This is a genomic window from Bradyrhizobium sp. USDA 223 (assembly GCF_044909005.1).
Classification (GTDB): Bacteria; Pseudomonadota; Alphaproteobacteria; order Rhizobiales; family Xanthobacteraceae; genus Bradyrhizobium; species Bradyrhizobium yuanmingense.
The window spans coordinates 6,764,905-6,790,862 of sequence record NZ_JBIYDR010000001.1 but is presented as its reverse complement, the minus strand read 5'-3'; the positions used below and the strand labels follow the sequence as shown (position 1 = coordinate 6,790,862).

Annotated in this window: 22 protein-coding genes and 2 pseudogenes; 13 read left to right on the top strand and 11 right to left on the bottom strand. The window is 65.1% G+C overall.

Going from position 1 to position 25,958, the window contains the following annotated elements; all coding sequences use genetic code 11:
* Positions 1-30: 30 nt before the first annotated feature.
* Positions 31-405, bottom strand: coding sequence for a transcriptional regulator (locus ABIA40_RS31650; RefSeq protein WP_036024038.1), 375 nt, complete (start codon positions 403-405; stop codon positions 31-33).
* Entirely contained in the window at positions 392-1,009 is a 618-nt protein-coding gene (locus ABIA40_RS31645; protein WP_271541623.1) for a hypothetical protein, read from the bottom strand. Before ABIA40_RS31645 ends, ABIA40_RS31650 begins: the two co-directional genes overlap by 14 nt.
* A gap of 201 nt (positions 1,010-1,210) precedes the next feature.
* Here ABIA40_RS31645 and ABIA40_RS31640 point away from each other — a divergent pair.
* Positions 1,211-2,457 (top strand): annotated as a pseudogene (locus ABIA40_RS31640) (S1C family serine protease).
* Between the two features lie 230 nt (positions 2,458-2,687).
* Here ABIA40_RS31640 and ABIA40_RS31635 read toward each other — a convergent pair.
* The 4 genes and pseudogenes from ABIA40_RS31635 to ABIA40_RS31620 form a co-directional block, all read right to left on the bottom strand.
* Complete coding sequence (locus ABIA40_RS31635) at positions 2,688-3,425, bottom strand: thioredoxin family protein (RefSeq protein ID WP_271541619.1); 738 nt, start codon at positions 3,423-3,425, stop codon at positions 2,688-2,690.
* 16 nt (positions 3,426-3,441) lie between these two features.
* Positions 3,442-3,777 (bottom strand): annotated as a pseudogene (locus tag ABIA40_RS31630) (SRPBCC domain-containing protein); the annotation flags it as partial.
* A gap of 8 nt (positions 3,778-3,785) precedes the next feature.
* Positions 3,786-4,238, bottom strand: a complete 453-nt coding sequence (locus ABIA40_RS31625; protein ID WP_036038647.1) for a helix-turn-helix transcriptional regulator — start codon at positions 4,236-4,238, stop codon at positions 3,786-3,788.
* 149 nt (positions 4,239-4,387) lie between these two features.
* Positions 4,388-5,362, bottom strand: coding sequence for a tripartite tricarboxylate transporter substrate binding protein (locus ABIA40_RS31620; protein WP_157284857.1), 975 nt, complete (start codon positions 5,360-5,362; stop codon positions 4,388-4,390).
* Positions 5,363-5,485: 123 nt separating this feature from the next.
* Between ABIA40_RS31620 and ABIA40_RS31615 the strand changes: the two genes are divergently transcribed.
* Positions 5,486-5,902 (top strand): VOC family protein, encoded by a 417-nt coding sequence (locus ABIA40_RS31615; protein ID WP_271541617.1) that lies wholly within the window; start codon positions 5,486-5,488, stop codon positions 5,900-5,902.
* Between the two features lie 228 nt (positions 5,903-6,130).
* Positions 6,131-7,711 (top strand): AMP-binding protein, encoded by a 1,581-nt coding sequence (locus ABIA40_RS31610; protein WP_404545169.1) that lies wholly within the window; start codon positions 6,131-6,133, stop codon positions 7,709-7,711.
* 129 nt (positions 7,712-7,840) lie between these two features.
* Here ABIA40_RS31610 and ABIA40_RS31605 read toward each other — a convergent pair whose 3' ends face one another.
* The 3 genes from ABIA40_RS31605 to ABIA40_RS31595 all read right to left on the bottom strand — a co-directional run bounded on the left by ABIA40_RS31605 (position 7,841) and on the right by ABIA40_RS31595 (position 12,092).
* Positions 7,841-8,935, bottom strand: a complete 1,095-nt coding sequence (locus tag ABIA40_RS31605) for an HD-GYP domain-containing protein (protein ID WP_036024045.1) — start codon at positions 8,933-8,935, stop codon at positions 7,841-7,843.
* A 386-nt stretch (positions 8,936-9,321) separates the two neighbouring features.
* Positions 9,322-11,604, bottom strand: coding sequence for a molybdopterin cofactor-binding domain-containing protein (locus ABIA40_RS31600; RefSeq protein ID WP_404545167.1), 2,283 nt, complete (start codon positions 11,602-11,604; stop codon positions 9,322-9,324).
* Entirely contained in the window at positions 11,601-12,092 is a 492-nt protein-coding gene (locus ABIA40_RS31595) for a (2Fe-2S)-binding protein (protein ID WP_025033225.1), read from the bottom strand. The genes ABIA40_RS31600 and ABIA40_RS31595 overlap by 4 nt, the downstream gene beginning before the upstream one ends.
* Before the next feature lie 518 nt (positions 12,093-12,610).
* Between ABIA40_RS31595 and ABIA40_RS31590 the strand changes: the two genes are divergently transcribed.
* The 3 genes from ABIA40_RS31590 (at position 12,611) to ABIA40_RS31580 (ending at position 14,614) form a co-directional block, all read left to right on the top strand.
* Positions 12,611-13,375 (top strand): alpha/beta fold hydrolase, encoded by a 765-nt coding sequence (locus ABIA40_RS31590; RefSeq protein WP_404545165.1) that lies wholly within the window; start codon positions 12,611-12,613, stop codon positions 13,373-13,375.
* Between the two features lie 24 nt (positions 13,376-13,399).
* Positions 13,400-13,735 (top strand): hypothetical protein, encoded by a 336-nt coding sequence (locus ABIA40_RS31585; RefSeq protein ID WP_157284861.1) that lies wholly within the window; start codon positions 13,400-13,402, stop codon positions 13,733-13,735.
* Positions 13,736-13,942: 207 nt separating this feature from the next.
* Positions 13,943-14,614, top strand: a complete 672-nt coding sequence (locus ABIA40_RS31580) for a dienelactone hydrolase family protein (RefSeq protein ID WP_271541607.1) — start codon at positions 13,943-13,945, stop codon at positions 14,612-14,614.
* A gap of 138 nt (positions 14,615-14,752) precedes the next feature.
* On the opposite strand, the gene ABIA40_RS31575 is transcribed toward ABIA40_RS31580, so the two are convergent.
* A complete protein-coding gene (locus ABIA40_RS31575) occupies positions 14,753-15,499 on the bottom strand; it encodes a polysaccharide biosynthesis/export family protein (RefSeq protein ID WP_275511839.1) in 747 nt (248 codons plus the stop codon).
* Positions 15,500-15,766: 267 nt separating this feature from the next.
* Positions 15,767-16,084: a hypothetical protein gene (locus tag ABIA40_RS31570; protein WP_025033220.1), complete on the bottom strand. Its 318-nt coding sequence runs from the start codon at positions 16,082-16,084 to the stop codon at positions 15,767-15,769.
* A 423-nt stretch (positions 16,085-16,507) separates the two neighbouring features.
* On the opposite strand from ABIA40_RS31570, the gene rpsT reads away from it, so the two are divergent.
* The 7 genes from rpsT to ABIA40_RS31535 all read left to right on the top strand — a co-directional run bounded on the left by rpsT (position 16,508) and on the right by ABIA40_RS31535 (position 25,604).
* Positions 16,508-16,774, top strand: a complete 267-nt coding sequence (gene rpsT, locus ABIA40_RS31565) for a 30S ribosomal protein S20 (protein ID WP_157284863.1) — start codon at positions 16,508-16,510, stop codon at positions 16,772-16,774.
* A gap of 1,255 nt (positions 16,775-18,029) precedes the next feature.
* A complete protein-coding gene (dnaA, locus tag ABIA40_RS31560) occupies positions 18,030-19,439 on the top strand; it encodes a chromosomal replication initiator protein DnaA (protein ID WP_157284864.1) in 1,410 nt (469 codons plus the stop codon).
* 381 nt (positions 19,440-19,820) lie between these two features.
* Positions 19,821-20,939, top strand: a complete 1,119-nt coding sequence (dnaN, locus tag ABIA40_RS31555; RefSeq protein ID WP_036002613.1) for a DNA polymerase III subunit beta — start codon at positions 19,821-19,823, stop codon at positions 20,937-20,939.
* A gap of 56 nt (positions 20,940-20,995) precedes the next feature.
* On the top strand, positions 20,996-21,283 hold the full coding sequence (locus ABIA40_RS31550; protein WP_157284865.1) for a GIY-YIG nuclease family protein: 288 nt from the start codon (positions 20,996-20,998) through the stop codon (positions 21,281-21,283).
* 46 nt (positions 21,284-21,329) lie between these two features.
* Positions 21,330-22,466 (top strand): DNA replication/repair protein RecF, encoded by a 1,137-nt coding sequence (gene recF / locus ABIA40_RS31545; protein ID WP_404545159.1) that lies wholly within the window; start codon positions 21,330-21,332, stop codon positions 22,464-22,466.
* Between the two features lie 120 nt (positions 22,467-22,586).
* Positions 22,587-23,321: a hypothetical protein gene (locus tag ABIA40_RS31540; RefSeq protein ID WP_404545157.1), complete on the top strand. Its 735-nt coding sequence runs from the start codon at positions 22,587-22,589 to the stop codon at positions 23,319-23,321.
* A 120-nt stretch (positions 23,322-23,441) separates the two neighbouring features.
* Positions 23,442-25,604 (top strand): hypothetical protein, encoded by a 2,163-nt coding sequence (locus tag ABIA40_RS31535; RefSeq protein ID WP_404545155.1) that lies wholly within the window; start codon positions 23,442-23,444, stop codon positions 25,602-25,604.
* The last annotated feature ends 354 nt before the right edge of the window (positions 25,605-25,958 follow it).

The following is a 25,958-nucleotide window of genomic DNA, read 5'->3' as shown; positions in this document are numbered from 1 at the left end:
TGCAAAGTCTCCGGTCAAAAAAGGGGGAGATCAGGTCGAGGCGATGCCGAGACGGCCGAGCGGCGGCGCTTCGCGGCCGGCGGCCTTCGCCGCGTCGCGCACCAGCCGCTCGAGCACGGCGAGATAGTCGAGGAAGCGGCGGCGGCCGGCCTTGGTGAGGCGGCAGCTGGTGTGCGGGCGATTGCCCTCGTAGCCCTTGGTCACCTCGACGAGGCCGGCTTCCTGCAGCACGGCAAGGTGCCGGCTGAGATTGCCATCGGTGAGGCCGCAGAGCTGCTTGAGATCGCCGAACGCCAGCCCCTTCGGATGCGCCATCAACGAGGTCAGAAGCCCGAGCCTCGCCTTCTCGTGGATCACGCGGTCGAGCCCTTCATAGGAGAAGGGCGCGCTGTCAGTCTTCGACATCGTTGTCTCCCGACGCAAAATGCAGAATGGCCGCCATCAGCGATTGGCCGATCAGGAAAGGTAGGCCCATGGTCCATGGCGACAGCGTGTGGGTTCGGCTCGCGAGCACCACGACCGCGAAGCCGGACACGAAATACCAGGCGCCGGCGAGCGCGACGGTGCGCGGCAGCGAGCGGACCGAGGCAAAGATGCCGAGCGACACCAGGATCTGCCACAGGCCCGGCAGCAGCCACAGCGTCTCGCTCGCGAACTTCCACATCACCACCGCGAGCAGAACGCCGGCAATGCCCGCCGGCAGGAACTGCTCGACCGCCTGGTGGATCATCGCGTCGGCGAGACCGGAATGATGGCGTCGCGACCGGGCGCGCATCTCGATGCCGATGATCAGCCCAGACAGCGCGGCGGCGATGAACCAGCCGATGAAGAAAACGAGCGGCTCGCCGGTGGGATCATCCAACAACCAGAATTGCAGGAGGGCGGTGATGAGCGCCACAGCACCGGTCGCCGCCATCGTCGCCGGGCCGTAACCGCGGAAGGCGGTACCCGCCGCGATCTGGCTGCGGATCGTCACGATGTCGGCCAGCGCCTTGTCGAGATCGCGCATCGGCAACGCCAAAACCTCGTTCCACCCGGACATTACGAGGCAAGAGCCTCGTTACTTTGTATTGCAAAGTATACGGTACTGCAAAGTATATGCAAGCCTGAATTGTCGCGGCCAGCCGGACGAGAGCGGACAACTGACGGTTGCGCCTCACCTGCCCTCGCGGATAAGATGGATGCAAGTGCGTTTGCCGGGGGCTGGGGTATGTGGTTGAGGTCGTTGGTCGTTGCGTTCGTGTTGCAGGTGAGTTTGGTCGGGGCGAACGCGGCGGGGCCGTTCGGCACCGTCAATGTCGGCAACTGGGCTGGCGGCGCATTCAGCAATGACGAGACGGGCGCGTTCTCCCATTGCGCGGCGACCGCACCTTACGCCAACGGCGTGAGTCTCTTCGTCGCGCAGAATGCGGCCGGCTCCTGGCTGCTGAGCTTTGCCAGCCCCAGCTTTCGCTTTAACAAGGGCGATACCGCGCCCATCGACTTCATCTTCGACGGCCAGGAGCAGGCGAGGTTGTTTGCGACCGCCGGCACCACCAACATGGTGACGACCATCCTGCCCCCCAACGTCGCTCGCACCTTCCAGAAGGCAAGCCTGATGGTGGTGACGACCAACGGCAGCAAGCCACTCCAATTTGTGCTGACGTCGACGGCGCCCCTGATCGCGGCGCTGGCGAACTGCGTCACGCGGGTGAAGGCAGATGGGCTCAGCAAGGCAGGCGATTTCACCAAGGGTGCGGCCAAGCCGGCGGTACGGCGGAGAAGCAGGCGGCAGGGCCGGCCGGCGGCAAACCTGCCCGAGCCAGGAGCGGCAGCGGCTTCGTCGTCAGCACGAGCGGGCACATCGTCACCAACCATCATGTGATCGACGGCTGCGTCGGCGACATCAAGGGCAATCTCACCGGCGAGGCCGCAATGGTGCTGCGCGTCGTCTCGAGCGACGCCAACAACGATCTCGCTTTGTTGCAGGCGCCGTCGACAACGACCTTCAAGGATTTTGCCCGGATCCGCGACCGCTCGATCCGCTCCGGCGATTCCGTGATCGCGATCGGCTTTCCCTATCACGGCATCCTGACCTCGGACTTCAGCGTGACCACCGGGATCGTGAGCTCGCTCAGCGGCATGCGCAACGACTCGCGCTTCCTGCAGATCAGCGCACCCGTGCAGCCCGGCAATAGCGGCGGGCCGCTGTTCGACAACACGGGTCAGGTCGTCGGCGTGGTCACGGGCAAGATTCCAGCCTTGCGGATCGCGGTGGCGACCGGCAACATCCCTGAAAACATCAATTTCGCCATCAAGACCGGAGTGCTGCGCGATTTCCTCGACAATTCGATCGTGCCCTATCAGACCGCCGAGCCAAAGAGCGAGCGCAAGACCACCGACATCGCCGCCAACGCCCGGCCTTACACGATGCTGATCTCGTGCAACGCGGCGGAGCAGGCGGAAGCGAAGCGGTAGCTATCGGGCAACGCACACCCTGCAGCTCACCCGTAGCTGTCATTCCCCGCGACCCGGCTACGCCAAGGCTTCGCCGGGGTTGAGGTCCAGGGGCGCCGAAGCTTTAGCGTAGGCGGCAGGCGGGGAATCCAGTACGCCGCGGCCTCTCGATTCATCACCGCCGTCTCGGAATACTGGATCGCCCGGTCAAGCCGGGCGATGACACCTTTGATGTGCGTCGAGCGCTCCCCTCACCCGTGGCAGCACGCACCCTTCGCCGGCTGCGGCTCGTACTGGTCGCTCAGGCGCACCCAGTCCATCGGATAGGGCAGGCCTTCCTCATGACGGCCGAGCGGGGTGAGATCGAGATATTGATAAGCGGCGTTCATCATGTCGAGGCCGCGGGCGAAGCAGGAATAGGTGTGGAAGATCGCGCCGGCCTCGTCGCGGAAGAACACGCTGATGCCGGGCAGCTCGGGGCCGTAGAGCGGCGTGGTCCCGAAATTGTACATCGGCTTGCCGGTCGCGACCTCTTCCTGTGAGAACGTCACGCCGTAATCGCGGTTGAAGTCGTTGCCGCCCGAGGAAACCCAGTCGAAGGTCCAGCCCATCCGCTTCTTGAAGTTTTCGAGCTTTGCGCTTGGCGCCAGCGAGACCGCAACCATGGCGGTGTCGCGCGCGGCCAAATGCGGCACCATGCGCTCGAACCCGTCTGCCCAGAACGAGCAGCTCTTGCAGGCCGCGTCCCAATCGGGTGCGAACATCACGTGCTGCACGATGAGCTGCGGCCGGCCCTTGAACAGATCGCCCAGGGACACAATGCCGTTCGGCCCTTCGAATTCGTATGCCTTGTCGACCTTGACCCAGGGGAGCCGGCGGCGCTCGTCGGCAAGCCGTTCGCGGGCCTGGGTCAATTCCTTCTCATGGGCCAGAAGGGCCTTGCGCGCGACGATCCATTGCTCGCGCGAGACGATCTGATGTTGCTGCATGGCGTTCTCCTTGGGGTCAGGCGACGAAAGCATCGAGCTTGTCGAAAATCGAGCTCCAGCCGCGCTCGTGGTTGTCGCGCGCGGTCTCGTCGAAGAACTGGGCGTGATGGAAGATCATCAAGGTGCCGGCAGCGTCCGGCTTCATCGAGATCGTCACCAGCGATTCACGCTCCGGCGTCGAGTGCCAGGCCCAGGTGAAGACCAGAAGCTCGTTCAGCACCACCTCGCGATAGCGGCCGCCGGCCTCGAAATATTCGCCGTCGTCCCCGGTGAAGCTGATGCGAAACCGGCCGCCGACGCGAACGTCGAGCTCGGCTTGAAGCGTCGCCGGCTTCATGTTCGGCGGCCCGAACCATTGCGCTAGCTGCGCGGCTTGCGTCCAGGCGGCGTAGACCTTTTGCGGCGGTGCGCGGAGCCGGCGCGTGAGCGTGAGGCTTGGTCGTTCTGCCGGGCGTTCGGCGGTGTTGGCGGCTGCGTTGGCCATGTCTCTTCCTCCACGAAGGCGGCAAGGCGATCAAGATTGTGGGACCAGAACTGCGCATAGCGATTGAGCCAGTTCATCGCCTGCTCCATCGGCTGCGCGGTCAGCCGGCAGGCGACCGTGCGCCCGGTCTTCTCGCGCACGATCAGCCCGGCATCGGTGAGCACGTCGAGATGCTTCATGATCGCCGGCAGCGATACCGCAAACGGGGCCGCCAGCTCGCTCACCGACAGGCCGTCCTGCTCGCCGAGGCGCGCCAGCAAGGCACGCCGCGTCGGGTCTGACAGCGCCGCAAAAGTCCGGTCCAGCGTCTCGTCCTGATACTTAACCATGTGGTTTAGTATAGACGCGAGCGCGGCAACGTCAAGCCGGAAGGCGCAGGCGCGGATCCGCACGAGAGCGTGATCGGGTTGCCGGCAATGCAGCCAAGAAAAAAGCCCTGCCGAACGGCAGGGCTCTCTTCCTCGTCATCACGAGATTTCTACTCGACCTTCAGGCCGGCGAAGTCGACGACCTTCTTCCACTTCTCGGTCTCGGCCTTGATCTCCTCGCCGAACGCCTCGGGCGTCTGCACCCGCGGCTCGCCGCCGAGCTCGACCAGGCGCTTGGCCATGTCGGGGTCCTTGAGCACCGCGTTGACCTCGGCGTTGAGCTTGGCGATGATTTCCTTCGGCGTGTTCTTCGGCGCGCCCATGCCGAACAACGCGCTCGCCTCATAGCCCTTGACGGTGTCGGCGATCGGCTGCACGTCGGGCAGCTGCGGCGAGCGTTCCGTGGTGGTGACACCGATCGCGCGCAGGCTGCCGGAGCGGATGTGCTGAATGATCGAGGGCATGTTGTCGAAGATCACCTGCACCTGGCCGGCGAGCATGTCGGTGATCGCGGGCGCGGCGCCGCGATAGGGCACGTGCTGCATCTTGCAGCCGGTCATGGCCATGAACATCTCGCCGGACAGATGCACCGAGGTGCCGTTGCCGGACGAGGCCATGTTCACCTTGCCGGGATTGGCCTTCACGTACTCGATGAACTCGGCGACGTTCTTGGCCGGCACGTCCTTGTTGACGGTCATCACGTTCGGCACGCGCTGGAACGAGGCGACCGGCGCGATATCGTTCACGAAGTTGAACTTCAGATTCTTGTAGAGCGAGGCGTTGATGTAGTTGGCCGGATTGACCAGCTGCAGCGTGTAGCCGTCGGGCTCGGCATTGATGACCGATTCGGTCGCGATGTTGTTCCCGGCGCCGGGCTTGTTCTCGACCACGAATTGCTGGCCGAGCTTTTCCGACAGGCGCTGGCCGATCAGCCGTGCCAGGATGTCCGTGGCGCCGCCCGGCGGATAGCCCACCACCCATTTCACTGGACGGACCGGATAATCGGCGGCAAGGGCCTTCGACAGCGGGGTGGCTGCAAGCGGACTGGCGGCGAGCAGGCCCAGCGCGGTACGGCGAGTGATCATCTCAAGGGTTCTCCCAGTGTTGTTCTTGAAGTCGGATGGCTTGAAAGCCGCGTCGCTGCGGTTGTAACAAAGCTTGCCGCGTGCGGAAAGTGCGCGGGGCACATCACGACGAAAGGATGAGACATGCCGGTCAAGGTTCATGCCCTGGATCATCTCGTGATCAATGTCAGCGACGTCGCGGCAAGTGCTGCGTGGTACGGCAGGATTCTCGGCATGGAAGTCAAGGTGTTCGATCCCGGCGGCGGCAAAGCGCCGCGGACTTTCCTTGAATTCGGTAACCAGAGGATCAACGTCCGACAACGCGATGCCGACAAGGTGGAGTGGTTCACCGCGAGCCATCCGACCGCCGGCAGCGAAGATTTGTGCTTTCTCACCTCGGCCACACCGGACGAGGTGGTGGCGCATTTGCAGGCACATGGCGTCGCGATCGAGGAAGGTCCGGGCCCGAGGCAAGGCGCCCGCGGCACGCTGCGCTCGGTCTATTGCCGCGATCCCGATGGCAGTTTGATCGAAATCTCGTCGTACGGGGACGCCGGCTAATAGAGCCGCCGCGCCCCCGAACGCCGTCATTACGAGGAGCGCTTGCGACGAAGCAATCCAGACTGCCTCCGTGGAGAGAGTCTGGATTGCTTCGCTGCGCTCGCAATGACGGCCGAGAGAGCGCGCTCACGCATACCCCCGATTTGCTTCCCGCGTCGTCCAATGGCAGGAAGACGCAATAATCAAAAGGCAGCCGCCAGCGGGATGCAGGCTGCACCGGGAGGAGCCATGCCAGTTCAACAGATCACAGCCGGAATCGTGGGCCCGTTCGACGGGCTCGACGTGCCCTGGCTGCTCAAGCTGGGCGCCGAAGTCCGGCGTGATCATCCATTCCTGATCTGGGCGCCGTTCGACGCGCCGGCGCGGCGCTGGAGCTACGGCGAATTTCACGAGCGCGTCGGCGCGCTCGCGGCCGGCCTCGCCAGGCGCGGCATCAAGCCGGGCGAGTATGTGCTCATCCATCTCGACAATTGCATCGAGGCGATGCTGGCCTGGTTCGCTTGCGTCGAGCTCGGGGCCGTCGCGGTCACCACCAACACGCGCTCGGCGCCGGCCGAGATCGCGTATTTCGCCGATCATTGCGGCGCGGTCGCCGCGATCACGCAGCCGGCCTATGCGGAAGCCGTCGCGCAGAACTGCCGCAACATAAGGTGGCTGGCGGTGACCTCGCACGATGCGGGCGCGGCCCCCGCGCGGGGCGTCTCGCCCGGCGACAGCTTCGAATCGCTGTTCGCCGACAGTGCCGATCGTCCCCGGCGCGCGTCCGATCCGCTGGCGCCATGCAGCGTGCAATACACCTCGGGCACGACGTCGCGACCCAAGGCGGTGCTGTGGACCCATGCCAACGCGCTGTGGGGCGCCAAGATCAACGCCGCGCACGAGGACCTTCACGCCGGCGACGTGCACCAGGCCTACCTGCCGCTGTTCCATACCAATGCGCTGGCCTATTCCATGCTGGCGACGCTGTGGGTCGGCGCCACTTGCGTGATCCAGCCGCGCTTCTCCGCCAGCCGGTTCTGGGGCGTCGCGCGCGAGCATGGCACAACCTGGACCTCGACGATCCCGTTCTGCATGAAGGCATTGCTCGAGCAGGAAATCCCGAAGGACCACAAGTTCCGCCTGTGGGGCACCGCCATCAACGAGCCGCCGGCCTTTGCCGCCTTCGGCGTCAAGATGATCGGCTGGTGGGGCATGACCGAGACCATCACCCACGGCATCGTCGGCGAGGTCGATCAGCCCAACATCCCGATGTCTATCGGCCGCGCGGCGCCCGAATATCAGATCCGCATCACCGACGACGACGGACGACCGACGGAGGTCGGCGGCACGGGCAACCTCGCGATCAAGGGCATCCCCGGCCTGTCGCTGTTCGCCGAGTACCTGCACAACGAGAAGGCGACGCGCGAGAGTTTTGACGAGCACGGCTTCTTTCTCACCGGCGACCGCGTCGAGCGATTGCAGAACGGCTTCATCAAGTTCGGCGACCGCGCCAAGGACATGCTGAAGGTGGGCGGCGAGAACGTTGCGGCCTCAGAGATCGAGCAGGTGATCGCACTCGTGCCGGGCGTGCGCGAGGCCGCAGTGGTGGCGAAGACGCATCCGATGCTGGACGAGGTGCCGGTGGTCTTCATCATCCCGCAGGGCGGCGTCGCGGGCGCTGCACCCGATCTGCATGATCGCGTGATGGAAGCCTGCCGCAAGGGCCTTGCCGACTTCAAGCTGCCGCGCGAGATCAGGCTCGTCGACGACATGCCGCGCTCGACGCTGGAGAAGGTGGCGAAGGCGGAGCTGCGGAAGATGGTGGGGTGATCTCGTAGGGTGGGTTAGCCGAAGGCGTAACCCACCAACTTCGTTCGGCAATTGCGGAGGCATGGTAGGTTACGCTTGGCGCCTGCGCTTCGCGCAGCCGCGAGGCTAACCCACCCTACGGCATCCCGGCTAGAACGACCCCAGCGCGACCGGGCGGAACGCCTGCAGCAGCTGCTGGTCGAGCTTGCCGCCCATGCCTTCCATCATCGTGAAGGCGCGGGAGTGGGTGAAGGGCATGCGGTAGGCGCGCTTCTCGACCAGCGCGGCGTAGATGTCGACGATCGTCGTCAGGCGCACGATGTCGCTGATCTGGTTCGACGACAGGCCGTTCGGATAGCCGGAGCCGTCGAGGAATTCGTGGTGATGCAGCACCACGTCCAGCATCTCCGGCGGGAAGCCGCCTTGCGCGGCGAGCGCGTCATAGCCGCGGCGCGGATGCTGGCGGACCTCGGCCATCTCCTCGTCGGTGAGCTTGCCGGGCTTGTCGAGCAGCCAGGCCGGAACGAAGGCCTTGCCGACGTCGTGCAGCAGCGCGGCGCGGGTCAGGCGGCGCTGGTCGTCCTCGCGCATGCCGAGATGCTGGGCGAAGGCGACGGCGAAGCCGGTGACGAACAGGCAATGGCGGTAGCTGCCGACATGGTGACAGCCGACCGTGGTGAGCCATTCGCGCAGCGAGGAATGCTTGATCGCCTTCAGGATCTTGCTCTCGGCGGCGATGACGTCGTCGAAGGTCAGAGGCACTCCGAGCGGCAGCTTCTCGAACATCTTGGTCAGCACCGCATGCGCCGCCTCGACCCCGCGGTTGAGCGTCTTGCCGCGATCGGTCGCGTCATAGGCCGCGGTGTCCGGGAAGGCGGCGCGGATGCGCTGCAGGATGGCCTCAGCCTGGAGCGGGCGTGAAATGGTGTCGGTGGCTCCTAGCGCCCAGGCCTGCATGGTGCCGTGATGCAGGGCGTCCGCGAGCACGAACAGCCGCGGCATCGAACGATAGGCGTCGCCGCGCAGCTTGTTGCGGACCCGCTGCACGCTGTCGGGCGAGCGCAGGTTGATGTCGACCACGAGGCCGGAGAGATCGCGCGAGGGCTGGGCGGGGATCTCGTCCGTCTTCACCGTGGAGACGTCGCCGACCGCTTTCAGGATGCTGGCGAGCTCGCTGCTCCCGTCGCTCCGATCGGAGGCGAGCAGGAGCCGGCGTTTGGCGGCGGATTTGGCTGTGGCGTTCATGGCTTCCCCACAAGGACCGGAAACTCGGGCGTATTGGCCGATGAGCCTAAGCCGGATCAGGTTCTCTGGCCCTTAAGAGGCGTGCTCAATGGAACCTTGGGGAATTGCACGCAATTTTACGGATTGGGGTTCAGGGGGGAATTTCACAACCGGCCAAACAACCCCATGCACAGTAGAACGGGCATTGATGGAAAAGGGGAATTTTCTCTCCGTCATGGCCGGGCTTGTCCCGGCCATCCACGGCCTTGGGCTAGACGTGCGAAGAACGTGGATGCCCGGGACAAGCCCGGGCATGACGACGAAATAAATACCGAGCGCACCCAAAACCAATCCGCCGGAGGGCATGCCCTCCGGCGGATCAGCTCATTCAGCCATAGCGGCTCGGCTTACGCCTTCATGCTCGCCTTCACGGCCTCCGCGGTGATCGGTAGCGCCCGGACGCGGGCGCCGCTGGCATTGAAGATGGCGTTGCCGATGGCCGGCGCGACCACGGTGACCGCGGGCTCGCCGACGCCGGTGGCCTTCTCGCCATTTGCGATCACGGCGATCGCGACCTCGGGCGTCTGACTCATGCGCAAGGGCGTGTAGCCATCGAAATTGGTCTGCTCGATGCCACCGTCCTTCAGCGTCGCCTTCTCGTACATCGCAAGCGACAGGCCCCACAGCGCCGCACCCTCGACCTGGGCGCGGACATTGTCGGGATGCACCTGCGTGCCGACGTCGGTTGCGACCGTGAGCTTCTTCACGGTCACCTCCCCCGACGGCGCGACGGCGACGTGAGCCACGCACGCCGTCCAGCTCGCGGTCGCCCGCTCCTGCGACGAGACGCAGGCGACGCCCATGCCCTCGCCTTTCGGCAATTGCTTGGTGCCGTAGCCAGACAGTCCCATCGCGGCGAGCAGCGTGTTGCGCAAGCGCTGCGCGCCGCCGTCGTTCTTGCCGGCACCGTCGAGCAACGAGATGCGGAACTGGGCGGGATCCTTGCCCGTCGCCGCCGCGATCTCGTCGATCATGCTTTCGACCGCCCAGAAGGTCCAACCCGGCGCCACCGAGCGAAGCTGGCCGGACGGCGTGGCGTTGTGCGCGAGCTCGTTCTTGATCGCGCGCACATAATGGTTGGGCACGGTGTAGAAGAAGTCCGCCCCGTTCACCGTAAAGGAGTCGAGCGGGCCCTTCTTGTCGACCGAGGGCGTCAGGAAATCGGGGATTCCCCAGCGCGCGGTCGGCCAGGCCGAGACCACGTCGTGGCTGATCGCAATGAGCTTGCCATCGCCGTCCACGCCGGCCTTCACCTTTTGATAGGTGAGCGGACGCGAGAAATCCATCGTCATGTCGTTCTCGCGCGAATAGATCACCTTCACCGGCTTGCCGACGGCCTTGGCCGCCTGCACCGCCGGAATCATCATGTCGGCATCGAGACGCCGGCCGAAGCCGCCGCCCAGCCACATCTGGTGCATGACCACGAACTTCGGATCGATCCCGGCCGCCCCCGCCGCAATCGCGCCGGAGCGCGTCGCGAACTGGTTGCCGGAATAGATGTGCAGGATGTCGCCCTTGAACTCCGCAGTGGCGTTCATCGGCTCCAGCGGCGCGTGGATGTTGATGCTGGTGGTGTATTCCGCCTCCACCACCTTGGCCGCCGAACCGAAGGCTGCATTGGGATCGCCGTCCTTGACGAAGAACTGGCCGGAATCGTCCAGCTTCTGGAGCCGCTTGGCCTCGTCGAGCAGCGACTCGCTCGACAGCTTCGCGTTCGGACCCGCGTCATAGGCGATCTTCAGCGCCTGCGCGGCCTTCTTGGCGTTGGCGTAGGTGCTGGCGACGGCGACGACCCAGCCCGACGTCGTCCCGGTCTTGTCGTCGAGCGTGACGGCCTTGATGAAGCCCGGCACCTTCTTTGCCGCGCTATCGTCGACCGATTTCACGGTGGCGCCGAAGCGCACCGGCGGCGTGACCAGGGCGCCATAGGCCATGCCCGGCAGCATCACGTCGATGCCGTACTTGGCCGTGCCGTTGGTCTTGGAGGGGATGTCGAGCTGCGGAACCGAGACGCCGATCATGGTGTACTGGTCCGGCGATTTCAGCTTGATCGCCTTCAGCTCGTCGGGCGTGAAGGTTTTCGTCGCCTTGCCGCTTTTCACGACATCGGCAAACGACATCTGCTTCTTCGATTTCGGATGCACGATCATGGAATCGCGCACCACGAGCTCCGATGCCGGCACGCCCATGGCGGCGGCGGCACCTTCAGTCAATGCGATGCGCCCGGCCGCACCGGCCCGGCTCATCGCTTCGAAGTTCATCATGGTCGACCAGCTGCCGCCGGTGATCTGCGCGCCGAGCACGGGATCGTTGAACTTGGGATCGTTGGAGGCGAGCTGCACGCGCATGTCGCTCCATTTCGCGCCCAATTCCTCGCAGACGATCTGCGCCATGGTGGAGGCGATGTGCTGGCCCATATCCGCCTTGCCGCAGGTCACGGTGACCAGCCCGTCCGGCGCGATCGCGTACCAGACGCTCGGCTCGAAATTGGCGGGCGCGGCGGCTGCCGATTCGATGCCGGGCACGCCGGCATAGCCGAGCACGAGGCCGGTCGCGGCGGTGCCGACGAGGAAGGAGCGGCGGCTGAGATCCGTCGTCTCGGGTGTCAATTTCTTCACATGCTCGTTCATGTGGGCCTCCGCTCGCTCGAGGTGGCCGAGGCGGTGCGCATCTCGGATGCGGCGCGCATGATCGCCTTCTGGATCCGCGAATAGGTCATGCAGCGGCAGAGATTGCCGTCCATATGGGCGACCACCTCTTCCTTGGTTGGATTGGGATTCTTGGCGAGCAGCGAGGCCGCCTGCATGATCTGGCCGGACTGGCAATAGCCGCATTGCGGCACCTGCTCGGCGATCCAGGCCTTCTGCAAGGGATGATCGCCCTTGGCGGAGAGACCTTCGATGGTGGTGATCTTCTTGCCGGCGACGTCACTGAGCATGGTCTGGCACGAGCGCACCGCTTCGCCGTTGACGTGCACGGTGCAGGCCCCGCACAGCCCGGCACCGCAGCCGAACTTGGTGCCGGTCATCTGCAATTGCTCGCGGATCGCCCAGAGGAGCGGCGTATCGTTCGCCGCATCCACGGACAGACTCCGCCCGTTGATGGTGAGAGTTGGCATAGGCGTCTTCCCCTGCCGGTGCATGAAGCCGCTTACGGCGGCAACTTGAATGGCGGACGCCCACCGGGCTGGCGTCAGCCTTGCCGGCGAGAATGATCGCGTTCCGACGCGGAGGCAAACGCAATTTGGAACGAGTCGAAAAAACGACCGCCACACTCGCTCGTTGTGCGCCGCGCCAAAGGCCGCGACGCAGCCACTGGACACAACAGCGCGTGCTCCGGCATGCGTGCCATCGCATTCAGGCAGTTTCTTCGAGGTAACTTGGCGAGCTAAGGTGCAGCCGCACGCAAACCTTACCCTCCCTGGAGGGGAAGGGTCGATCGCGCGGAGCGCGAGCGGGGTGGAGTGATCTCTCCACACGAACACTGTTGGAGGTGGAGAGACCGTCACCCCACCCCGTCTCACATTTCGCAGCGCTCCATGTGAGCCGACCCACGGGCGAGCTGCGCTCGTCCCGGACCCCTCCAGGGGAGGGTGAAGCACCGAGTTGGTGGCGAGAAAAGAAAGGGCCGGAAACAATGCCGGAGATCAATCGCGACGGCGTCAACATCTACTACGAGGTTCATGGCAACGGGCCGCCGCTGCTGCTCACCCACGGCTATTCCTCGACCTCGGCGATGTGGCATGGGCAAATCGACGCGCTGGCGAAGGACCACACGCTGATCCTGTGGGACATGCGCGGCCACGGCCAGTCCGATTACCCTGACGATGCGAGTGCTTATAGCGAAGTCCTCACGGTCGGTGACATGGCGGCGATCCTCGATGCGGTCGGCGCCAAGCGCGCCATCATCGGCGGGCTTTCGCTCGGCGGCTACATGTCGCTGGCGTTCTACCGCGCACATCCACAGCGGGCCCGCGCGCTGCTGATCATCGACACCGGCCCCGGCTTCAGGAAGGACGATGCGCGCGAAGCCTGGAACGCGCGGGCGCTCGCCACCGCCGACCGGCTCGACCGCGAAGGCCTCGAGGTCTTGAAAGCGGCGACGCGCGAGCGCGCCACCGCGAGCCATCGGGGCGCCAGGGGCCTTGCGCTCGCCGCGCGCGGCATGCTGACCCAGCGCGATGCGCGCGTGATGGAGCTGTTGCCTGAGATCAAGGTGCCCAGCCTGATCGTTGTCGGCGCCGACGACACCCCGTTCCTCGCCGCGTCCGACTACATGGTGGCGAAGATTCCCGGCGCACAAAAGGTCGTGATCCCCGCCGCCGGCCACGCCGTCAACATCGATCAGCCCCAGGCTTTTGTTGACGCGGTCGTGCCTTTCCTGAAGAACTTGCCGGCATAGGCCGATCGAGCAGGGACACAGGCGATGAAGCTGATGATGCTGGCTGCGGGGACGATGTTGCTGTCGCTATCCGCACAGGCCGAGCCGATCGGCGCCGTGCCGCAGCGCCAGCCTTTCGTCACGACCTTGTCGAACAACATTCCGCTCGCCTTCGGCATGGATGCCGAACAGACCGCGCGCGCCCTCGGGCAGCAGCTGCAATATGTGCGGGGACGTCCCGGCCACGAGATCTATCTCGCCTTGCGCAACATCGGCGGCAGCGGCCTGATCCCCTATCGCCATCGCCTGTTTCTGCAGTTCCGTCACGGCCGGCTGGCCGGATGGAAGGAGGACTACGGCGAGAACTGGATGTGGGAGTAGTGTTGAGCGCCGATATTCCGGATCGTCATGGCCGGGCTTGTCCCGGCCATCCACGTTCTCTCGGGCTGAGAGCTGAGACAAGACGTGGATGCCCGGGACATAGGCGAGCGAAGCGACGCCGTCCTTCAGACGGCTATGCCCGGGCATGACGAGTTTGCAGAGCGGCCGTAGTTCTCGATCAAGGACCAACCAAGAAGGACAACCCGCGTGGGACAGGACATCAAGCTGACGGCCTCGGACAATTTCCAGCTCGGCGCCTATCGCGCCGATCCCGCCGGCACGCCGAAGGGCGCGGTGGTGGTGATCCAGGAGATCTTTGGGGTCAATCACCACATCCGCTCGGTCTGCGACCGCCTTGCCGGGGAAGGCTATGTCGCGATCGCACCGTCGATCTTCGATCGGACGGCGCCGAACTTCCAGTCGGGCTATTCGCCCGACGAGATCGCAGAGGCGCGCAAGTTCGTGGCCAATCCGGACTGGGCCGCGATGCTGCGCGACACGCAAGCTGCGATCGATGCGGTGAAGAGCGTCGGGCCCATCGGCATCATCGGCTTCTGCTTAGGCGGCAGCATCGCCTTCGTCGCGGCGACCCGACTGACCGGCCTGAAGGCGGCAATCGGCTATTACGGCGGCGCTGTCGTGCGCTTCGCCGACGAGGTGCCGAAGGTGCCGACCCAACTGCATTTCGGCGAGAAGGATGCCGGCATTCCGCTCGCCGATGTCGAGACCATCAAGACCAAGCGGCCCGAGGTCGAAGTTCACATCTATCCGGGCGCCCAGCATGGTTTCCATTGCGACGAGCGCGCCAGCTACGACAAGGCCAGCGCCGACATCGCCTGGCCGCGCAGCATGGCGTTTTTTGCGAAGCATTTGAGGTAGAGCCCCGCCTCTTTCCACCGTCATTCCGGGACGCGCCGACAGGCGCGGGCCCGGAATCCATCAGGCGGCAGAGTTGGTGGAGGAATGGATTCCGGGTTCGCGCTAACGCGCGCCTCGGAATGACGAGGGGAGAGAGTCTTAAAACCAGCGCTCGCCGACGAACACGGTGTCGCCGGGCGCGAGCGGTGTGCCGAGCGGCACCACGGCGCGCATGGCGCCGCCGTTCTCGGTGTGCGTGACGGTGACCATGTCGCGCTTGGCGCGCGGCGAGAAGCCGCCGGCGATGGCGACCGCGCTCTCGACCGTCATGTTCGGCACGTAGGGATATTGGCCGGGCGCGAGGACCTCGCCGAGGATGAAGAACGGACGATAGGTCTCGATCTCGACCGCCACCGAAGGCTCGCGGATGTAGCCGTTGCGCAGGCGTGCAGCGATCTCACCGGCCAACCCCGCCGTGGTGCGGCCGCGCGCGGGCACCGCGCCGATCAGCGGCATGGTTATGGAGCCGCCGGCGTCGATCGCATAGCTGTTGGTGAGACCTTCCTGGCCGTAGACCACGACGCGAAGCTTGTCGCCGGCGTCGAGATGATAGGAGGTGCCATTGCGCACCGGCACCGCCATCGGCGCGGCGTAGCCGACCGGCATCGGTGCGGGCGAAGCGGCAAAAGAATTGCTGAGCGCTGCGATCGCGCCACCGCCGTTGTTGGCGACGACGACCGGCCGCGGCGCATTATAGGGCTGGCCATAGGCCATGGCATCGAGATCGGGACGAGGCTGCACCATCGCGACGGGAGTTGCGGTCTGCATGCAGCCGCCCAAAGCGAGCGCGGCGGACGCTGCCAAGGACGCCAAGTTCGACCATCGAAACGCGCGTGCAACCGGCACCGGACCCATCCTCGAAACGAGACAGCTCCAGTGATGCACCGGTTATGGTTAATAAAGCGTTGAGTGGAGGCTCCAACCCTCCCCTGGAGGGGGAGGGTCGATCGCGCGCAGCGCGAGCGGGGTGGGGTGATCTCTCCACTCGGGCAGTGTGGACGTGGAGAGACTGTCACCCCACCCCGTCTCACATTTTCGCTGCGCTCAAATGTAAGCCGACCCTCCCCCTCCAGGGGAGGGTAAGAGGCAGCTCGGTTACGCGCTCACGCGAGCTCAATCCCGGGAATAGCCGATCAGCGGTTTCCGCGGGCGGAACAGGATCATCAGGAGGATTCCCAGAATGCCGAGGACGGCGAAGACCGGCTGCTCCAGCACCAGGCGGATCACCGATGTCCAGAGCCAGGGCGCCTTGGCCTCGACCCAGGTGCGGAAGGCCGATTGGCTGGCCTGATTGATGTCGTTCCAGAACTGGCCGAAGCGGGTGAATTTGAGGGTCTGGTCGGCCACCCAGCGGGCGCCGTCATAGACCATGAAGATGAACCCGCCGGCGAGCAGCAACAGCCCAATCAGTCGGAAAAAGCCGCGGATCATGCCTCACCTACGATGGCCGTACGAGCGGACGACCTTTTCGGAACGATGCCAGCCAATAGCCGGCCGACGGCAGAAATTCAACCTCTTCAGGGCGTTACGGCACTCATCCAGGCCGCCAAAGGCGCGTTTCCGGCGCCCGAAAGCGTTGACGGTGCGAAAGACCATCTCTATAAGGGCGCCAACTGGCGGTGGGCGCAATCCCGCCGCCGCTGTTCTTTGAGCAGTTGCAGGCACCCTGGGCTTCAGGACTCATCCGAGCTTGAAGACACCTTGGAGCCTCAGAGACAGCCGCAAGGCGGTCGCTCATGTTCCGGGAACGGCCCAGCAACCGAACACCCTAAATCCGAGCGTCGATTCCGCGGTCAAGCAAGCCGGCGCTACCCGACCAAGACGCGACCGGTACCCGCAAAGGACATTGAGACCATGGCCAATACCACTTCCGCCAAGAAAGCGACGCGCAAGATCGCCCGCCGCACCGCCGTCAACAAGTCGCGCCGCACCCAGATGCGTGGCGCCGTGCGCAACGTCGAGGAAGCCATCAAGAGCGGCGACCGCGCCGCTGCCGTGAAGGCGCTCGCGACGGCCGAGCCCGCCTTGATGCGCGCCGCCCAGCGCAACATCATTCACAAGAACAACGCCAGCCGCAAAGTCTCGCGCCTCACCGCGCAGATCGCCAAGCTCGCGAAGTAAATCTTGCTAAGTCATCTTGGCGACATCGCCTGATCGGTCGATCCGGTCAGCGCGTCAAACAGCCCGGCCTCGCGCCGGGCTTTTTCGTTGGCTGTCAAATTTACGCAAGCAGTCGCGCGAGGCTCACGCGTCGCTTGGACGATTTGCATCGTCCGTCAGTCTTCGTTCCGTAATTTTACCTGCTGATGTTCTGCAACAGCGGAAACTTCACTGCGTTGCAAAAAACCCCTGTGAGGCGGGCGCGAATTGAATCGGTGGCGGACGAGAGTTCTGCACACCGTAGATTCACAGGAATGCGTGTGACGATGGAGTTACCCTGTGAAACGAGACTCAAAAAACGATGTCTCGTTAATCACTTATCGACATAGCGACCGCAAGCATTTGGAAAATTCGGCCCGCGCGTCGAACGCGTGACAAATTTGTAAAAAAAATCGGCGGTGGCGGAGAATTGTCACATGAGGTCCGGCATTTTCGATTCTGTGCACGAATCCAAAAACTTGCTCCGAGCCTGTGCACAACCCACGTGCGACGTTAACTGACGTCAAGTTTTTTTGCTGGCTCAAGTGTGAATCAATTCGTTGCGAGTCTTTCCGCTTAGTGTATTCCTTAGGTCGTCAGCGGCGCCCACGATCTTGAGACCAGCGCGGTATCGGAAACGGGGCGAGCGTGCAAATCGGCGGCGATGTGCACGTAGGCGACGCTTCAACAAGTGATTGTCGGACGAATCCACAGCAATGTGGGAAGGGTAGTACTTTGTCTGAATGTCTCCAAGCGGGTTCTTATCCATCCCGTCGCGCCAAGGCGTACAAGAGAGACATCGCGAAGCTATCCCGGCACACAAGGTGGCGAAGTCGAACGGACGGCTAGTACATTTGGGCAGGCATCCGCGACAGGAGTACGGCGCGGTTGTCTTCAGGACACGCAGGACCTTGTCGTGAGCGATCACGGCAGGACGGGGAGGTATCATGTCTTACGGACTCAACGCGGTATTTCAGCACGTTTCCTTTTCCAACGATGCCGTTTCAGCTCCGTCGGATCTCCAGCCTCCCGCGTGTGACGGAGCGCCGAGTACGCGCTGACCTCGCGACCCCTCCATCTCTGACATCGCTGATCTGACCCGCGGCGTTCGCGCCGAACGGTCGAGCTATGCCCGACGATGGACTCGCTCGAGGTCGCGCCACTTCAGGGACCGTGGCAAGAACCCTGCATGGCGCTCACAAACGCAACTATATCTCTCAAGAGAAGTTTTCTGACGATGACAATGGAACAGGATCGCTGGTCACGCGTGAAGGGTCGGCTGCGCTCGAGCGTTGGCGAGGACGTCTACACCAGCTGGTTTGCACGCATGGATCTGGAAGGCGTGCAGGACGAGAGCGTGCGGCTCTCGGTGCCGACGCGGTTCCTGAAGAGCTGGATTCAGGCCCATTATGCCGAGCGCGTGCTGTCGTGCTGGCAGGCCGAGATGCCGGAAGTGCATCGCATCGATCTCACGGTGCGCTCCGCCGTGCGCCCCTCGGCGCAGCCGAAGGAAGCGCCGGTGCCGGTCGAGGCGCGCCGCGCGCCGACGCCGGAATTGCGTTCGACCGCGACCGCGCCGGTCTCGGCCAATCACGACGCGCTCGGCGGCTCGCCGCTCGATCCGCGCCTGACCTTCGCCAGCTTCGTCGTCGGCCGCTCCAACACGCTGGCCCATGCGGCCGCGCGCCAGGTCGCCGAAGGGCGTCGGGGCGACCCCGTGATGTTCAACCCGCTCTACATCCATGCCGGCGTCGGCCTCGGCAAGACGCATCTCTTGCAGGCCGTGACCTGGGCCGGCAATTCCGGCAACGAGCGCAAGGTGCTGTATCTCACGGCCGAAAAATTCATGTACGGCTTCGTCGCCGCGCTGAAGACGCAGACGGCGCTGGCCTTCAAGGAAGCGCTGCGCGGCATCGACGTGCTTGTCATCGACGACCTCCAATTCCTGCAGGGCAAGTCGACGCAGGCCGAGTTCTGCCACACGCTGAACGCGCTGATCGACGCCGGCCGCCAGGTCGTGATCGCGGCCGACCGTCCGCCGTCGGATCTGGAGAGCCTCGACGATCGCGTCCGCTCGCGGCTCGCCGGCGGGCTCGTGGTCGAGATGGGATCGCTCGGCGAGGAGCTGCGCCACGGCATCCTGAAGTCGCGCGTCGCGGCGGCCCGCGCCCATCACGCCACGTTCGAGGTGCCCGAGGAGGTGCTGCATTATCTGGCGCGCACCATCACCCATAACGGCCGCGACCTCGAAGGCGCGATCAACCGCCTGCTGGCGCATTCCAAGCTCAACAACCGGCCGGTGACGCTGGAGATGGCCGAGCACGAGGTGCGCGACCTGGTGCGGCCGCAGGAGCCCAAGCGGATCAAGATCGAGGACATCCAGCGCGTGGTGGCGCGGCAGTATAATGTCAGCCGCTCCGACCTCTTGTCCTCGCGCCGCACCGCCAATGTGGTTCGCCCGCGCCAGGTGGCGATGTATCTCGCCAAGACGCTGACGCTGCGCTCGCTGCCCGAGATCGGCCGCCGCTTCGGCGGTCGCGACCACACCACCGTGCTGCACGCGGTGCGCAAGATCGAGGCGCTGGTCTCCAAGGACACCGCGCTGTCGGAGGAAGTGGAATCGCTGAAGCGCCAGCTTCAGGAATAAAGGCCTATTTCTTCTTTCACCTCTCCCCGCTTGCGGGGAGAGGTCGGATCGCTCTTGCGATCCGGGTGAGGGGGTACCGATCCAACGGCAGGCTCGCCCGCGGAGAGAAGCCCCTCACCCCAACCCTCTCCCCGTAAGAACGGGGCGAGGGAGCGCACCTACACCTGGGCGCGGTCTTCGTTTTGGCGCGGTAAATCGTGGGGAACTGGCCCCAATCCCTTGAATCCGCGGGGCATCCGCGGCACCTTGCGCGACCCAGACGGCTTTGGTCATATCGGCAGGAATGATCCGGCCTTGCGGGGTCTTCGGTGCCGTGGCGCGCGTCCCGCCGCCCGGCCTTCTCAACGCTGTGTTTTCCTAAGGGATCGGGCGAGTAGTGCAATGAAGGTTACGGTCGAACGCGCACAATTGCTGAAATCGCTGGGCCACGTCCACCGCGTGGTCGAGCGCCGCAACACGATCCCGATCCTCGGCAATGTGCTGGTGCGCGCCGAGAACGCGAAATTGTCGCTGAAGGCGACCGACCTCGACCTCGAAGTGACCGAGACGCTGCCGGCGGAAACCGCGACCGCGGGCTCCACCACCGTGCCGGCGCACATGTTCTACGACATCGTGCGCAAGCTGCCGGACGGCTCGCAGATCGTGCTGGAGGCCGACGGCGACCGCGCGGTGCTCGCGATCCGCGCCGGCCGCTCGCGCTTCACGCTGCAGACGCTGCCGGAGAACGATTTCCCGGATCTGGCCGCCGGCGACATGTCGCATTCGTTCTCGCTCGCCGCCAAGGACGTCAAGCGGCTGATCGACCGCACCCAGTTCGCGATCTCCACCGAAGAGACGCGCTATTACCTCAACGGCATCTATCTGCATGCCGCCGGCACGCCAAAGGCCGCCACCCTGCGCGGTGTCGCCACCGACGGCCACCGCCTCGCCCAGCTCGACCTGGTGCAGCCCAAGGGGGCCGAGGGCATGCCCGGCGTGATCGTGCCGCGCAAGACGGTCGGCGAGGTGCAGCGCCTGATCGAGGACACCGAGGCCGAGATGACGATCGAGCTGTCGCAGGCCAAGATCCGCTTCACCATCGGCAACGTCGTGCTGACCTCGAAGCTGATCGACGGCACCTTCCCCGATTACGGCCGCGTCATTCCGCAGAACAACGACAAGGAGCTCGTGGTCGACAAGAAGGATTTCGAGAACGCGGTCGACCGCGTCTCCACCATCTCCAGCGAACGCGGCCGCGCCGTCAAATTGTCGCTGTCGGCGGGCAAGCTGGTGCTCTCGGTGACCAATCCGGATTCCGGCAGCGCGACCGAAGAGCTCGAGGTCGAATACGCCTCCGACGCGCTCGATATCGGCTTCAACTCCCGCTATCTGCTCGACATCGCCGCCCAGATCGAAGGCGACGTCGCCACGCTCCGCCTCGCCGACCCCGGCTCGCCGACCCTGGTGCAGGACCGCGACGACAAGAGCGCGCTGTACGTGCTGATGCCGATGCGGGTGTGAGACGATTTCTCTCTTTTCGTCATGGCCGGGCTTGACCCGGCCATCCATCAAGCAAGATGACCTATTGGGTGTACATTCTCGCCAGCAAGCCCGGTGGAACGCTCTACATCGGCGTCACGAACAATCTGGTCAGGCGCGTCTATGAACATCGCGAAGGTCTGGCAGACGGTTTCACCAAACGCTACGGGGTGAAAACCCTGGTCTATTTCGAGGCACACGACACGATCGCCGCTGCCCTTCAGCGCGAAAAGAACATGAAGCACTGGTCACGCGAGTGGAAGATCGACCTGATCGTGAAAAGCAATCCCGCGTGGCAAGACCTATATGATGAAATAGCCCGCTGACGCGGCCGATGGATTGCCGGGTCAAGCCCGGCAATGACGAGCTAGCATGACCCCCTCCCGCATTCATCGGCTGACGCTGACGCATTTTCGCAATTACCGAGCGGCGGGGCTCGAGACGGCGGCTGATCTGGTGGCGCTGGTCGGGCCGAACGGGGCGGGCAAGACCAATTGCATCGAGGCGATCTCGTTCCTGTCGCCGGGCCGCGGCCTGCGCCGGGCGACGCTGGAGGATGTCGCCGACAACCAGGGTGACGGCTCCTGGGCGGTGTCGGCGCAGGTCGAGGGCGCGCTGGGGCTGGCGACGCTCGGCACCGGCATCGATGCGCCGCGCGCGGACACCACGGTCAGCCGGCGCTGCCGCATCGACCGCGAGCCGGTGGGCTCGGCCAGCGCCTTCGGCGATCATATCCGCATGGTGTGGCTGACGCCGGCGATGGACGGGCTGTTCATGGGCGCAGCGTCCGAACGGCGGCGCTTCTTCGACCGTCTCGTGCTCGCCATCGACAGCGAGCATTCCAGCCGCATCAACGCGCTCGAGCGCTCCTTGCGCTCGCGCAACCGCCTGCTGGAGACGCGCAATTACGACGACCATTGGTGCGACGCGATCGAGCGCGAGACGGCCGAGCTCGCCGTCGCGGTGGCGGCCACGCGCGGCCAGACCGCGGCAAGGCTCACCGGCATGCTCAACGCGCGCACGCAGGCATCCGCATTTCCGTCCGCTCAAATCGCGCTCGACGGCTGGATGGAGAACGCGCTGCTCGAGGAGACCGCGACCTCGGTCGAGGACCGCTACCGCCAGATCCTGCGCGACAACCGTCCGCGCGATGCGATCGCCGGCCGCACCACCGACGGCCCGCATCTCACCGACCTCCAGGTGATCTACGCGCCGAAGCGCATGCCGGCGCGCGATGCCTCCACCGGCGAGCAGAAGGCGCTGCTGATCGGCCTCGTACTGGCGCATGCGAGCCTCGTCGCCGAGATGACCGGCATCGTGCCGCTGCTGCTGCTCGACGAGGTGGTTGCGCATCTCGATCCGAACCGCCGGGCGGCGCTGTTCGAGGAGCTGAAGAAGCTCGGCGCGCAGGTGTGGCTGACCGGTGCGGATCCTGCCGCCTTCGCCGAGATCGGCGCGGGGGGCGAAGTGTTTGACGTCGAGAGCGGACGAGTCTCGGCCCGCGGCTAGGCCGCCACATTGAACCCGCCTGTTCCAGATCGCGACTAGCTGCTTGAGGCCGCAAGAAGCGGCCATCGCGCAGCACTCGGACATGCGCGATATCCTTCGCGATATTTTTGGAGCATGAGCATGACGGCGGTGAGGCATGGGGCGCAAGCCCCGGCACGATGGCAGTTGTTTGCGTGCGGCTTCGCCCTGCTTGCGATGTGCATGCTCGCGGCCAGCGCCGGTGCCTCGCTGCCGCATCTGTTTCCGACGACGCTCACGCTGGATTCCGATGCCAAGCTGCCCGCACCGACCCGCTACACTTACAGAGGGATCCACACCACGCTGATGCAGGGCGTCGACGCGCCGCTCCGCGTCAGGCTGGAGGCCACCGTGCCCGCAGGGCTCAGCGACGTGCTCGCCTTCTACCGGACCGAGCTTCGCAAGCTCGGCTGGCAAGAGCAGCATGATGGCGCCGTGGTCAACGCCGATCACGTCCGGCTCGCCTTCGTCTCGCCGCTGGGGCCGGCCGCGCTGAAGCTCGCCCGCAAGGATTCCGGCACCTCGGTTCATCTGGTGCAGAAGAACGCGGACATGGCGATGAAGGCGAACGTGCTGCCCGAGCCCGGCCAGGCGAAGCTGGTGTTCAGCAATATCGGCGACAAGGAAGCGGTCCTCACCATCAACGAGCGGACCATCCCGCGTCCGGCCGGCGCGAATGCCGTCGCGCTGGACCTCGCGCCGGGCGAATATTCGTACAGGCTGGCCGTCCCGGGCCAACCCGCCACCACGAACATCCTCACCGCCGCCGCCGGCGACACCTGGGAGCTCACGGTCGGGCGCGACGGTGACGCCTGGCCGCCGTTGCAGCTGTACTGAGCCTGTTGAACCTCTCCGGTTCCCGGCGCGACTTCTCGTCTGAGGCCGCGCCGACGGCGCCGCAGCCCGCCAATGCGCAAAGGCATGACGACCCGCGCGACATCCAGGAGTTTTTTGACGATGCCGATGATCCGGCGCGGGGCGCAAGTCCCGGCAAGATGGCTGCTGCTTGCCTGCGGCATTCTCGCGATAGTGATCCCCTCGCGTCCCGCCGGCGCGGCAGATGATGGCATCGTCGACGTCCATACGCTGCCGCGGCTCGACGGTGCGGTGGAGGACACTTCGCGTCCCGACACCTATCGCGTGATCTACACCGTGCCGACCCCGCTTGCCGCCACGTCGGACGCCACCAGGAAGCTGCTGAGCGCCGACGGCTGGGTGCCCTATATGTATCCGCTGGATGAGAGAAGCGCAGCGTTGACTTTCAAGAAGGGACGGCAAGGGCTGCGCGTTTCCTTCACACAGGCGCGCGGGCGACCCGACCAGTCCGCCGTGTTCTACACGCCGAACCGGATCTATGCGAACGTGCCCTTTCCGGAAGGTGCGATCGATCTCGTGTTCGACGAGACCCGGCCCTATCTCAGCTGCATCGCGCCCGGCGCGCTCGATGCGACCGCAGCATTCTTTACCAAGGACATGGCGGCGATGGGGTGGCGCAAGCTGAACCCAGAGACGGCCTTGCGCTGGCCGAACGCCGATCTTGCCGGGACCGTTCCGAACGGCGTTCGCGTCTTCTACGACCACCCCGATCGCGACGCGACGCACGTCTACCAGAAGCCGGTGATGCTGACCCTGACGCGCCGCGACGATGGCCGCACCAATGTCGAGATCCGGGTCGCGCCGTTCGCGCTGCCGGAGGTGCTCGAGGCCGACGACGACATGGCCGGTCTGCCGCGGCCGAAGTCGACCAAATCTGCGCGGGGCCTCGGCAGCGCCAGCTCGAACAAGCGCGAGATCTCGGCCGCCGCGATGGCCGAGCTGCCCGCCGTGCGCGCCTTCTATCAGCGCGAGCTCGCCGCGCGCGGCTGGCAGGAGGATGGCAGCGCACCGCTCGCGCCCGGCGACGAGGTGGCGATCAAGATCTCCAACTCTGATGAAACCGGCGTGCTGCGGCTCGGCCGCAAATATGATTTCACCATGGTCAGCCTGACCGCGCAGGTGAAGGAATCCGCGCTCGCCGCCCGCGCCAAGGCGAAGAAGGAGGCCGACGCGAGATTCCTGAGCGATGCCTTGGGTACGGCTCAGCAGCTCATTGCGGCCGATGATATCAGGCGCAAGACGCAGGCCGCCTCCCTGTCGGACGCCCCGCTCACCGCGCTCGCTGACAGCAAGACGCCGGTGCCGCTGCCCGAAAACGCCGAAGCCGTGACGTTCGAAGGCGGCGACGGCCACCTGGAATTCTCCTCGGCGTCGAGCGTGAAGGCGCTCAGCAGCTTCTATCGCACCGCGCTGAAGAGCTCGGGCTGGAAGGAGCAGCCCTCCGTCATCAACCAGCCGAACATGGCGGTGATGGCGTTCTCGAAGGGCGGCAAGTCGATCTCGATGACGGTGATGCAGATGGGCCCGAAGGTGAATGTCCGCGCCGACGGATCGGGCCTGGTGACCGAAGCGGCCAAGCCTGCGGCCGGCGCGGCGGTGGAGATTCAGGCCAAATCCGCCGAGCCGCTCAAGCCCGATCCTGAGTCCCCGCTGCCGGTGCCGACGCAGCGTTCGTCGAAATCGCTCGCCACCACCAAGATACCCGGAGGCGAAGCGCCGCTCCGCCGCGAGCTCGAGGCCCGCATCCCCGCTTCGCTCGACGAAGTCCTCGCCTTCTACCGGGCCGAGCTTGCAAAGCTGGGCTGGCAGGAGAGAGCCGACGGCGCGATCGTGTCCGCGGAACGCGCGCAGATCGACTTCACCTCGCCGCAAGGTCCCGCCATGCTCAAGCTCGGCCGCGCCAAGGGCGAGACCACGGTCAGCCTGGCGCAGAAGAATGCCGATGTCGCGGCCAAGGCCGAGATCATGCCGAAGGCGGGACAAGCGCGGCTCATGCTCGGAAATATGGCAGCGAACGAGGCCGCGCTGACGATCAACAAGCAGACTGTGAAGATCGCAGCCGGCGCCGGCGGCCCGCAATCACCGAAAGGCCCGATGCTCGACCTGCCGCCCGGCAAATACGCGTACGCGTTGCGCCTGCCCGGCCGGCCTGCGCGTAACGAGTCCCTGACCGTTGCCGCCGGCGAGGCCTGGGGCCTTCTGGTGGGCCCGAGCGGCGACGTGCTGCCGCTGCAGATGTATTGAGGCGCCACGAAGCAGGTGCGCTCCCTCTCCCGCTTGCGGGAGAGGGTTGGGGAGAGGGTGCTTCCGCATTGGGACAATCCCCAAGATGAGAAAGCCCTCACCCGGCGCGCGGGACGATGCTTCGCATCGCTCGGACGCGCCGATCCCGTAAGCGGGAGAGGTTGCACCGACGCTGTGGCCCGACCAAAACCGAACCTTTCACCCCGCAAAATCCACGGCTTTTCGAGGCAAAAAACTGCCCTCGAATCGGGCTTTTTGCGGCGCCCAGAATCGGCCCTCCGGCGCCTTGAAAACCGGCCGAAAAACCCTATCTGCTCAAAGGGTTGCCGGAGGATACTTTGCGCTAGGCGCAAG

Excerpts from the sequence above, each read along its gene's own strand:
- ABIA40_RS31570 (WP_025033220.1), bottom strand. The coding sequence starts at position 16,084 with ATGATCCGCGGCTTTTTCCGACTGATTGGGCTGTTGCTGCTCGCCGGC.
- recF (WP_404545159.1), top strand. The coding sequence starts at position 21,330 with ATGACCCCCTCCCGCATTCATCGGCTGACGCTGACGCATTTTCGCAAT.
- ABIA40_RS31550 (WP_157284865.1), top strand. The coding sequence starts at position 20,996 with ATGACCTATTGGGTGTACATTCTCGCCAGCAAGCCCGGTGGAACGCTC.
- ABIA40_RS31590 (WP_404545165.1), top strand. The coding sequence starts at position 12,611 with ATGCCGGAGATCAATCGCGACGGCGTCAACATCTACTACGAGGTTCAT.
- ABIA40_RS31650 (WP_036024038.1), bottom strand. The coding sequence starts at position 405 with ATGTCGAAGACTGACAGCGCGCCCTTCTCCTATGAAGGGCTCGACCGC.
- ABIA40_RS31625 (WP_036038647.1), bottom strand. The coding sequence starts at position 4,238 with ATGGTTAAGTATCAGGACGAGACGCTGGACCGGACTTTTGCGGCGCTG.
- ABIA40_RS31535 (WP_404545155.1), top strand. The coding sequence starts at position 23,442 with ATGCCGATGATCCGGCGCGGGGCGCAAGTCCCGGCAAGATGGCTGCTG.
- ABIA40_RS31635 (WP_271541619.1), bottom strand. The coding sequence starts at position 3,425 with ATGCAGCAACATCAGATCGTCTCGCGCGAGCAATGGATCGTCGCGCGC.
- ABIA40_RS31620 (WP_157284857.1), bottom strand. The coding sequence starts at position 5,362 with ATGATCACTCGCCGTACCGCGCTGGGCCTGCTCGCCGCCAGTCCGCTT.
- ABIA40_RS31600 (WP_404545167.1), bottom strand. The coding sequence starts at position 11,604 with ATGAACGAGCATGTGAAGAAATTGACACCCGAGACGACGGATCTCAGC.
- ABIA40_RS31595 (WP_025033225.1), bottom strand. The coding sequence starts at position 12,092 with ATGCCAACTCTCACCATCAACGGGCGGAGTCTGTCCGTGGATGCGGCG.
- rpsT (WP_157284863.1), top strand. The coding sequence starts at position 16,508 with ATGGCCAATACCACTTCCGCCAAGAAAGCGACGCGCAAGATCGCCCGC.
- ABIA40_RS31605 (WP_036024045.1), bottom strand. The coding sequence starts at position 8,935 with ATGAACGCCACAGCCAAATCCGCCGCCAAACGCCGGCTCCTGCTCGCC.
- ABIA40_RS31615 (WP_271541617.1), top strand. The coding sequence starts at position 5,486 with ATGCCGGTCAAGGTTCATGCCCTGGATCATCTCGTGATCAATGTCAGC.
- dnaN (WP_036002613.1), top strand. The coding sequence starts at position 19,821 with ATGAAGGTTACGGTCGAACGCGCACAATTGCTGAAATCGCTGGGCCAC.
- ABIA40_RS31585 (WP_157284861.1), top strand. The coding sequence starts at position 13,400 with ATGAAGCTGATGATGCTGGCTGCGGGGACGATGTTGCTGTCGCTATCC.
- ABIA40_RS31540 (WP_404545157.1), top strand. The coding sequence starts at position 22,587 with ATGACGGCGGTGAGGCATGGGGCGCAAGCCCCGGCACGATGGCAGTTG.
- ABIA40_RS31610 (WP_404545169.1), top strand. The coding sequence starts at position 6,131 with ATGCCAGTTCAACAGATCACAGCCGGAATCGTGGGCCCGTTCGACGGG.
- ABIA40_RS31645 (WP_271541623.1), bottom strand. The coding sequence starts at position 1,009 with ATGCGCGATCTCGACAAGGCGCTGGCCGACATCGTGACGATCCGCAGC.
- dnaA (WP_157284864.1), top strand. The coding sequence starts at position 18,030 with ATGACAATGGAACAGGATCGCTGGTCACGCGTGAAGGGTCGGCTGCGC.